The organism is Amycolatopsis sp. NPDC051128, from assembly GCF_040682715.1.
GTDB lineage: Bacteria > Actinomycetota > Actinomycetes > Mycobacteriales > Pseudonocardiaceae > Amycolatopsis.
In genome coordinates this window covers 45,026-53,780 of record NZ_JBFBBN010000064.1, presented here as the reverse complement: position 1 = coordinate 53,780, position 8,755 = coordinate 45,026, and the positions used below count along the sequence as shown (strand labels likewise).

Genomic DNA, 8,755 nt, shown 5'->3' with positions numbered 1-8,755 from the left:
GCGACGTCCCGCATCGCGGCCACGTCGGTCGCCGCGACGACATTCATCAGGACCGCCAGCTGCGGGCCGGTGCCCAGGATCTCCCGCGCGGAGGCAATGCGACATTCACGGACAGCCAAGCCCCCTGCTTCCGCCGCCGCACAACTGAATCCGTTCCCCCACAAGCCAAGGATGTCTTGATCCTGGGAGGCATTGCCATGCCCGTGAACCGGAGAAACGCCCTGCGCGGCGGCGCCCTGGCGGCCGCTTCCACCGTGCTCCTGACCCGCCCGGCCTTCGCCGCCGGAGCGGCACCCTCGGCCGCGGCCCGCGCCGTGAGCCCGGTGCCCGCGGCGACCGCGCCGATCGTCGCCGCCTACCGGCAGCTGCAGACCGGCATCAACCGGCCGTCGCCGGAACGCGCCGAGGCTCTGGCCAACCTCGGCCGCGTCGCCAAGGCCTACAACGCGAGCATGTCCGTGGCCGGCGGCGGTGCTCCACTGTGGACGGACCTGCCGCTCGGCCCGGGCAGCGACTACACGACGTCGATGTACGCCCGGCTGCGCGCGATCGCCGTCGACTGGGGGACGCCGGGTGGCGCGCTCTCCGGCGACCCGGTGGTGCTCGACCGGATCAAGTCCGCGCTCGAGCTGATCCACGCCAGTCAATACAACGAGAACGTCGGCGAGATCGGCAACTGGTACACCTACGAGATCGGCATCCCGTACTACCTGCTGCACACGCTCTCGGTGGTCGCCGGCCAGCTCACCGCGGACCAGCTGGCCCGCTACCTGGCACCGGTCAAGCGGTTCGTCGGTGACCCGAACCGGCGCGCGAACAACGCGGCGGTGATCGAAACCGGCGCCAACCGCGCGGACAAGGCACTCATCTCCATCGTGTCCGGCGCGATGCTCGGCGACACGGCGTGGATCAAAACCGGCCTCGACGCGCTGACCGACGTCGCGGGCGGTGGCGCCGCCAGCGTCGTCGCGAAACTGGACCGCGCGGCAGGGGACGGCTTCCACGTCGACGGCTCGTTCATCCAGCACGACACGATCCCGTACCCGGGGCACTACGGCATCGTGCTGCTCACCGCGCTCGCCGGCGCCATCCACGTCACGCAGGGCACCGAGTACGCGCTCCCGCAGGCGTTGAAGGACAAGATCTACGCGCTGGTCGCGGACAGCTTCGCGCCGTTCGTGTACGCGGGCGCGCTGATGGAGCCGGTGCGCGGGCGGATGCTTTCGCGCCAGGGCGAAACCGGCCACGACATCGGCCACCAGCTCACCGTCGCCACGCTCGTGCTGGCCCGGACCGCGACCGGCCGGACGAAGACCGACCTCAACGCGCTCGCCGCGAAGTGGATCAAGGAAGGCGCGTACGCGCCGATCCTGAAGATCCCCGACCCGGAACGGTTCGCGCCCGGCCCGGACCTCGTGGCGACGCCCGGCATCGAGTTCGCGCAGGACATGCTGGCGTCGGGGGCGCGCCCGGCGCGTGTCGTCGCGACGCACCGGATCTTCGGTCAGCAGGACCGGCTCGTCCACGTCACGGACGACTGGTCGGCGTCGCTGGGCGTCAGCTCGACGCGGATCTCGCGCTACGAAGCCATCAACGGGCAGAACCTGAAGGGCTACCACGTCGGCGACGGCGTGCTTTACACGTTCCTGCCGAACGCCAAAGGGCACTACACCGACGCCTACTGGCCGACGGTCGACCCGCTGCTGCTGCCGGGCACGACGGAGAACGACGGCCCGGCCGACCCGAAGTTCGGCGGGGTGCCGGTCGGCCCGAACGCCCACACCGGCGGTGTCCGCTGGGACGCGCGGCACGGCGCGTACGCGTTCGGCTTCACGTCCTGGGACGGGTCGCTGGTCGCCAAGAAGTCGTGGTTCTTCACCCCGGCCGGGATCGTCTGCCTCGGCGCCGGGATCACCGGCACTTCCGGGCAGGCGGTGCGCACGACGATCGAGAACCGCAACCTCGGCGAAGGCGGCCGGGGCGCGCTGCTCGCGGACGGCCGCCGCGTGCCGACGGACCTCGGCAAGGTCTCCGCACTGCGCAAGCCGCGTTGGGTGCACCTGGAGAACGTCGGCGGCTACGTGCTGCTCGACGACGCTTCGGTGACCGCCCTGCGCGAGGACCGGACCGGGGCGTGGCGCGACATCGACACCGGCGCCAACACGAAGGGCACGACGACGCCGAACACCCGCCGGTACCAGAAGCTGGTCCTCGAACACGGCGTGCGGCCTTCGAACGCGACGTACGCCTACGCGGTGCTGCCGGGCGCTTCGGTGGTCGGGACCCTGACGGCGTCCTTGGCGTGGCGGGTGCGGGCGAACACCCCGGGCGTGCAGGCGGTCCGCCTGGCCGACGGCACCCTGCTGGCGAACTTCTTCGCGGCCGGCTCGGTCGACGGCGTCAGCGTGTCCGGCCCCGCGTCGGTCGCGATCGGGCTGCGCCAGCTGGCCGTGTCGGACCCGACGCAGCTGCAGGACAGCGTCACGGTGACGGTGCGCGGCAGGTCCGTGACGGTGCCGCTGAAGGGCACGTTCGGCGCGACGAAGGTGGTCCCGTTGTACTGATCCGGCCAAAAGTAGGCCGACCCCGACGCGGCACGTAACCGTTGCTACGAAGTCATTCGGCCGTGACTGTGGTCGGATCAGTAACGGTCGGCACAGTAAGCGGAGGCCTCCCGCCGGGCCGGTGCCCCGACCCGGTCCGGCGGGATTCCCGCCTCGGTTAGGCTGGAATTCATGACCACCGCCGAGCACGTGGACGTCCTCATCGTGGGCGCCGGCCTGTCCGGCATCGGCGCGGCCTGCCGGCTGCGGGAGCGGTTGCCGGGCAAGACTTACGCCGTGCTGGAGGCCCGGGAGGCCATCGGGGGCACCTGGGACCTGTTCCGCTATCCGGGCATCCGGTCCGATTCGGACATGTTCACCCTCGGCTACCCGTTCCGGCCGTGGAAGGACGCGAAGGCGATCGCCGACGGGTCGTCGATCCTCGCCTACATCCGGGAGACCGCCGCCGCGTTCGGCATCGACCGGCAGGTCCGGTTCGGGCACCGGGTCGTGCGGGCTTCGTGGTCGTCGGGCGAGGCACTGTGGACGGTCGAAACGGCGCACGGAGCCACGTTCACGTGCCGGTTCCTGTACCTGTGCAGCGGTTACTACGACTACGCGGCCGGGCACGTCGTCGACTTCCCCGGCCGTGACGACTTCCGGGGCGAGATCGTGCACCCGCAGCACTGGCCGGACTCGCTGGACTACGACGGCAAGCAGGTGGTCGTCATCGGCAGCGGCGCGACGGCGGTGACGCTCGTGCCGGCGATGGCTTCGAGCGCCGCGCGGGTGACGATGCTGCAGCGTTCGCCGTCGTACGTCGTGGCGCGGCCGGGGCGGGACGCGCTCGCCGACCGGATCCGCGCCCTGCTGCCGGAGAAGCTCGCGCACCGGGTGGTGCGCGGCAAGAACGTCGTGCTGGGCACGATCTTCTTCCAGCTGATGCGACGGCTGCCGGGCCGGGCGTCGCTGGCCCTGCGCAAGCGCGTCGCGGCGCAGCTGCCGGCGTCGATCCCGGTCGACCCGCACTTCGTGCCGGACTACGACCCATGGGACCAGCGGCTGTGCCTGGTGCCGGACGCGGACCTGTTCCGCGCGCTGCGGTCCGGCAAGGCCGACGTCGTGACCGACCGGATCGCGCGGTTCACGCCGGACGGGATCCTGCTGGCGTCGGGCCGCTCGCTCCCGGCGGACGTCATCGTGACGGCGACCGGGCTGCGGCTGCTGGCGTTCGGCGGGATCTCGCTGAGGGTGGACGGCCGGGCGATCGAGCCGGGGGAGCAGCGGGCCTACAAGGGCATGATGTTCGGCGGCGTCCCGAACCTCGCCTGGTGCGTCGGCTACACGAACAATTCGTGGACGCTGCGGGCGGATCTGACGTCCCGGTACGTGTGCCGGCTCGTGGAGTACCTGGACCGGCGCGGGTTCGCGTCCTGCACCCCGGACGCGGCTTCGGCTTCCGAGGCGGGCACCCCGCGGCCGATCGTGGACCTGGCGTCCGGGTACATCAAGCGGGCCGCTCCCGGCCTGCCGAAGCAGGGTGGGAAGCGGCCCTGGATGATGCGCCAGAACTACCTGCTGGACCTCGCCGACATGCGCTTCAACCGCGTCGACGACGGGGTGATGCGCTTCGACGCGGTGAGCGCGGCTCAGCCCTGACGGGCCTTGGCGCGCGGGTTGTCCTTGTTGATCACGAAGACGCGGTTGCCGCGCCGGATCACCTGGGTGCCGGACTGGCGGGCGAGCGAACGGATCGAGCTGCGGACCTTCATGGTGAGCCGTCCTTCCTGCGGGGGCTGCCCCACACCCTCGTCAACCGCCCGACGGGTCGGTTTAATCCCGCAACTCAGCTGCCAGATGGCCAGTGAGGTCGTCGACCATGCGGCCGAGTAGCCGGGTCAGGTCGCCCCGGTCCTTCGCCGTCCAGCCGGCCAGCGCGTCGGCGAACCAGTCCGAGATCGCGCTCAGGTAGCGGTCGGTCACGGCCTGGCCGTCCGCGGTCAGGGCGACCGTCCGCACCGGCGCCGGCATCGAGACGATCCGCGCCCGGTACGCTGCCGGCTGCGACGGCGGCCGCGGCGCGGTGCGGCGGGAAGCCGGCCTCACCCTGCGCGGCACCCGCTACGGCCGGCACCGCTGGTACCTCGGCGACGTGCGCGCCGACGGGCTCGACCGGCATTGCCAGCACGTCTGGATGAGCCCCGAAGACGGCATCCTCTCGCTGTTCCCGTTGCCCGGCACGGACATCTTCCAGTTCCAGGCCTCGATCCCGGCTGAGGACGAGCATCCGGCGGAACCGTCGCTCGAGCTGTACCGCAGGATCTTCGCCGACCGCGCGGGCGTGCCCGGGGTAGCACTACACGACGCGGGCTGGGCGGCGCTGTACCGGATCAGCGTCTGCATGGCGCGCGCGGTGCTCGACGACAGCACAGCTCGCCCGCACATGGTGATGCGCGCAGCCGAGGAAGGCGACGGGGCCCGCGCCCAGCGCCACCTCACCGACGACTTCACCACCGGCCTGACCATCGCCTACCTCGGAAGTGCCTTGTCGCACCGCGGTTCCGGGCCTTCGCGCCGCGTGGACGCCGGAGACCGCGCGCCCGACACCCGGTACGTCGACTCCGCCGGCCGGCCGGTGCGGCTGTTCGACGTGTTCCGCGGTCCACAGTGGACGCTGCTGGCCTTCGGCGCCACCGGGATCCGGTCCACCGGGTCGCTCCACGTCCACCCGGTGGACGACCCCGGCGGCGAAGTGCGCCGCGCGTACGACGTCACGGACGACGAGCTGGTCCTCGTGCGCCCGGACGGATATGTCGCCGGGCGCGGCCTGGCCGCCCTCGACGTCTGGCGTCGCGCTCACGACGTCGCGCTCGCCGCCCAGGCCTGAAGGTCGTCCCCGCGGACGGCGGCGGCCATCAGCTCCGGGAACTGGTCCGGGGTGCACGCGAATGCCGGGACGCCCAGCTCGGCCAGCGCCGCCGCGTTCTCGTGGTCGTACGACGGCGCGCCCGAGTCGGACAGCGCGAGCAGCGTGACCACCTGGACGCCGGCGCCGACCAGCTCGCCGATCCGGTGCCGCAGCTCCTCTTCGTCGCCGCCCTCGTAGAGGTCGCTGATCAGCACCAGCAGGGTCTGCTCGGGCCGGCCGACCAGGCCCTGGCAGTAGGCGATCGCCCGGTTGATGTCGGTGCCGCCGCCCAGCTGGGTGCCGAACAGGACGTCGACCGGGTCGGTCAGGTGCTCGGTGAGGTCCGCGACCTCGGTGTCGAACGCGACGAAGCTGGTCTTCAACGCCCGCATCGAGGCCAGGACCGCGCCGAACAGCCCGGAGTAGACCACCGACTCCGCCATCGAGCCCGACTGGTCGACGGCCAGGATCACGTCACGCTGCACCGCCTGCCGTCGCCGCCCGAACCCGATCAGCTTCTCCGGCACGATCGTGCGCAGCTCGGGGGAGTAGTGCTTGAGGTTCGCGTGGATCGTGCGCGCCCAGTCGACGTCGCCAGGCCGCGGCCGGTGCGTGCGGGACGCCTTGTCCAGCGCGCCCTGGACCGCCGAACGGGTCCGTTCGGCGAGCCGTTCCTCCAGCTCCTCGACCACCTTGCGGACGACCTCGCGCGCCGTCTCCTTGGTTTCCTCGGGCAGCACGCCGTTCAGCGAGAGCAGCGTCCCGACCAGGTGGACGTCCGGCTCGACCGCCGAGAGGAGTTCTTTCTCCAGCAGCATCCGGGTGAGCCCGAGCCGGTCGACCGCGTCGCGCTGCATCACCTGCACCACGGTGCTGGGGAAGTAGCGCCGGATGTCACCCAGCCAGCGCGCGACCCGCGGCGCCGACGCGCCCAGGTTGGCGCTGCGCGGCCCGCCCGCCGCCTCTTCGTCCGGCTTGTCGTAGAGGGCGGCCAGCACCGCGTCGACCCCACTGTCCTCATCGGACAGTTGCGCGTCGGCCAGCCCCGAGCCCGGGCCCGCGCCGTCCCCGCCCAGCACCAGCCGCCAGCGCCGCACCCGGTCGGTGTCCGCGGTGTTCATGCCCCCACCCCCAGCAGTGTCGCCAGGACGGGCAGGACCTGCTCCGCCCGGTCCTCGTCCAGTTCGTCGGCGACCGGGACGACGCGCACCGCGCCGGTGAGCCCGGCCGCGCGGTGCCCGATCGCCCGCTTCTCGGGGCCGCTGAAAGCACCGAAAGTACGGCGTAGCAACGGAAGCACCTCGGTGAAGACGTCGTCCGGGATCGCCGTCAGCCACGCGTCGATCACCCGCAGCAGGCCTTCGTCGTGCACCAGCAGCAGCGCGCCGCCGTCGAAGAAGCCTTCGACGTACGCCGCGCCCGCCGACGGCGCGATACCCGGCGTGAGCGCCCGGCCCAGCCGCAGTTCGATGTCGAGGGCGTCGAGCAGCCCGGCGTCGTGCAGGATCCGGGTGAGCCGGCCCGCCAGCAGCGGTGGCAGCGACGGTCGTTCCGCCAGCCGGGTCAGCGCCGCCAGCCAGCGTTCCTTCGCGTCGTCACCCAGCAGGGACGTCGCGTCGTGCACCCCGTCGACCAGCTTGGCCATCCGGGCCGCGGCGTCCTCGTCGATCCCGTGGGTCGCCGGTGGCAGCCCGGCGCAGATCCGGTCGAGCATCCGGTGGGCGACCGCCCGCAGCGCGCCGGTGTCGGTGCCGCGGACGTCGCCGTAGCGCGTCGCCCTGGCCAGCGCGGGCAGCGCCGACATCAGCCGCGCGACGTCCGCGTCCGCCGCCGCCCGCGCGTCGAGCGCCGCCAGCGCGTCGGGCAGCGCCTCCGGCAGGTCGGCGAGCAGGCAGTTCTCGACGGCCGTGGTGACCTCGTCCAGCGGCGGCGTGCCCTCGATCGTGCCGCGGACCGCGGCGGAGGCCGCCGATGGCACGGTGGTGCCGTGCACGGCGGCGGCGACCAGGTCGACCTCGAACGACGGTTCCCAGCACAGCGCCCAGGTCTCCCGGAACGTGCCGCGGTTCCGCCGCGCCGACGCCTCCCGGCTGCCCCATTCGATGCCGAGGATCCGCAGCCGGTGCAGCAGCTTCGAGCGGTCGAGCCCGCCGGGCGTCCGCAGGTCCAGGTCGAGCTCCTTGACCACCGGGTCCTTCTTGAGCCGCAGGCGTTTCGCCGTCGCGGTGAGGTCCGCGGCCAGCGGCGGCTGCGGAACCCGGTCGGGGACCTCGCCGAGCCGTTCGCCGACCACCAGGCGCCGCGTGACCAGTTCGACCTGCACCTCGTCCCCGCCGCAGAGCACGGAGCGGGTGGCTTCGGTGACCTCGGCGAGCCCGGCCGACGACCGCCCGCGCAGCGTGCCCAGCGTTTCGGCCAGCCGGACCGCCTCGATGACGTGCGCGGTCGAGACGGGCAGGTCCTCTTCCCGCAGCACCGCGGCGACGCCGGTCAGCCAGCGCGTGGTGACGTCCTCGGGCGTCGTGAAGAGGTGGTGGTACCAGCCGGGCGACCGCACGCCCGCGCCGTAGCCGCTGGCCGTGGCGAGCCGGCCGTGGGTCCACGGCACCCAGGTGCACGCGACCTTCCGCTTCGGGAGTCCTTTGAGGACGGCGTTGTCGTGCGATGCCGCCGGCAGCGGGTCGGCCAGCGCGGGCACGTGCCAGGCCCCGCAGACGACGGCGATGTTCTCGAAGCCGTCCTTGCGGGTGCGGCGCAGCACCGAGCGCATGTAGGCCTCGCGCCGCGCTTCGTTGCCCTGCGGCGGTTTCTCGTCCTCCCGCAACGCGGTCATCGCCTCGGCGATCACCTCGAACGGGTTTTCGTCGTCCCGCCGGGACTCGACGACGTCGTCCCACCAGCGTTCCGGATCGTCGTAACCCCCGGCCGAGGCCAGCGCGGCCAGGGGATCGCCGTGCGGCTCGCCGAGCTCGTCCGGACCCACGGCGAAGGTGTTGGCGGCCGGGAGGTCGCAGAACCGCACCGGGATGCCGGCCTCGCGCGCATAGGTCAGCGCCTGCCACTCCGGGCTGAAGACGGCGAACGGCCAGAACGCGGCCCGCGAGACGTCGTCGGTCGCGTAGGCCAGCAGCGCGACCGGCGGTCGCATGGCCGGGTCTTCGGCCAGCTCGACCAGGGCGTCGGCTTCGGGCGGGCCCTCGATCAGCACGACGTCGGGTTCGAGTTCGGCGAGCCGCGCCGCCACGGCCCGGGCGGACCCCGGGCCGTGGTGGCGGATGCCGAGCAGGTGGGTGGTCACGGGAGC

Annotated in this window: 7 protein-coding genes; 3 read left to right on the top strand and 4 right to left on the bottom strand. The window is 72.6% G+C overall.

Translation table 11 applies throughout. The features are described 5' to 3' along the window. Positions 1-197: 197 nt before the first annotated feature. The gene (locus tag AB0M82_RS40730) at positions 198-2,564 is read left to right on the top strand and encodes a polysaccharide lyase 8 family protein (RefSeq protein WP_364734195.1); all 2,367 of its coding nucleotides are present in this window, start codon (positions 198-200) and stop codon (positions 2,562-2,564) included. A gap of 171 nt (positions 2,565-2,735) precedes the next feature. Next, positions 2,736-4,202 (top strand): NAD(P)/FAD-dependent oxidoreductase, encoded by a 1,467-nt coding sequence (locus tag AB0M82_RS40725; protein ID WP_364734192.1) that lies wholly within the window; start codon positions 2,736-2,738, stop codon positions 4,200-4,202. On the opposite strand, the gene rpmJ is transcribed toward AB0M82_RS40725, so the two are convergent. Further along, positions 4,193-4,315, bottom strand: coding sequence for a 50S ribosomal protein L36 (gene rpmJ, locus AB0M82_RS40720; protein WP_364734189.1), 123 nt, complete (start codon positions 4,313-4,315; stop codon positions 4,193-4,195). The genes AB0M82_RS40725 and rpmJ overlap by 10 nt on opposite strands. 61 nt (positions 4,316-4,376) lie before the next feature. Beyond that, positions 4,377-4,574, bottom strand: coding sequence for a hypothetical protein (locus AB0M82_RS40715; RefSeq protein ID WP_364734187.1), 198 nt, complete (start codon positions 4,572-4,574; stop codon positions 4,377-4,379). Here AB0M82_RS40715 and AB0M82_RS40710 point away from each other — a divergent pair. Next, positions 4,573-5,430, top strand: a complete 858-nt coding sequence (locus tag AB0M82_RS40710; RefSeq protein ID WP_364734206.1) for an FAD-dependent monooxygenase — start codon at positions 4,573-4,575, stop codon at positions 5,428-5,430. The genes AB0M82_RS40715 and AB0M82_RS40710 overlap by 2 nt on opposite strands. On the opposite strand, the gene AB0M82_RS40705 is transcribed toward AB0M82_RS40710, so the two are convergent. Together AB0M82_RS40705 and AB0M82_RS40700 are read right to left on the bottom strand one after the other, a co-directional pair. Continuing rightward, entirely contained in the window at positions 5,400-6,572 is a 1,173-nt protein-coding gene (locus tag AB0M82_RS40705) for a VWA domain-containing protein (protein ID WP_364734184.1), read from the bottom strand. The two genes, AB0M82_RS40710 and AB0M82_RS40705, sit on opposite strands and share 31 nt — an antisense overlap. Beyond that, on the bottom strand, positions 6,569-8,749 hold the full coding sequence (locus AB0M82_RS40700; protein ID WP_364734181.1) for a DUF5682 family protein: 2,181 nt from the start codon (positions 8,747-8,749) through the stop codon (positions 6,569-6,571). Before AB0M82_RS40700 ends, AB0M82_RS40705 begins: the two co-directional genes overlap by 4 nt. Between the last annotated feature and the right edge of the window lie 6 nt (positions 8,750-8,755).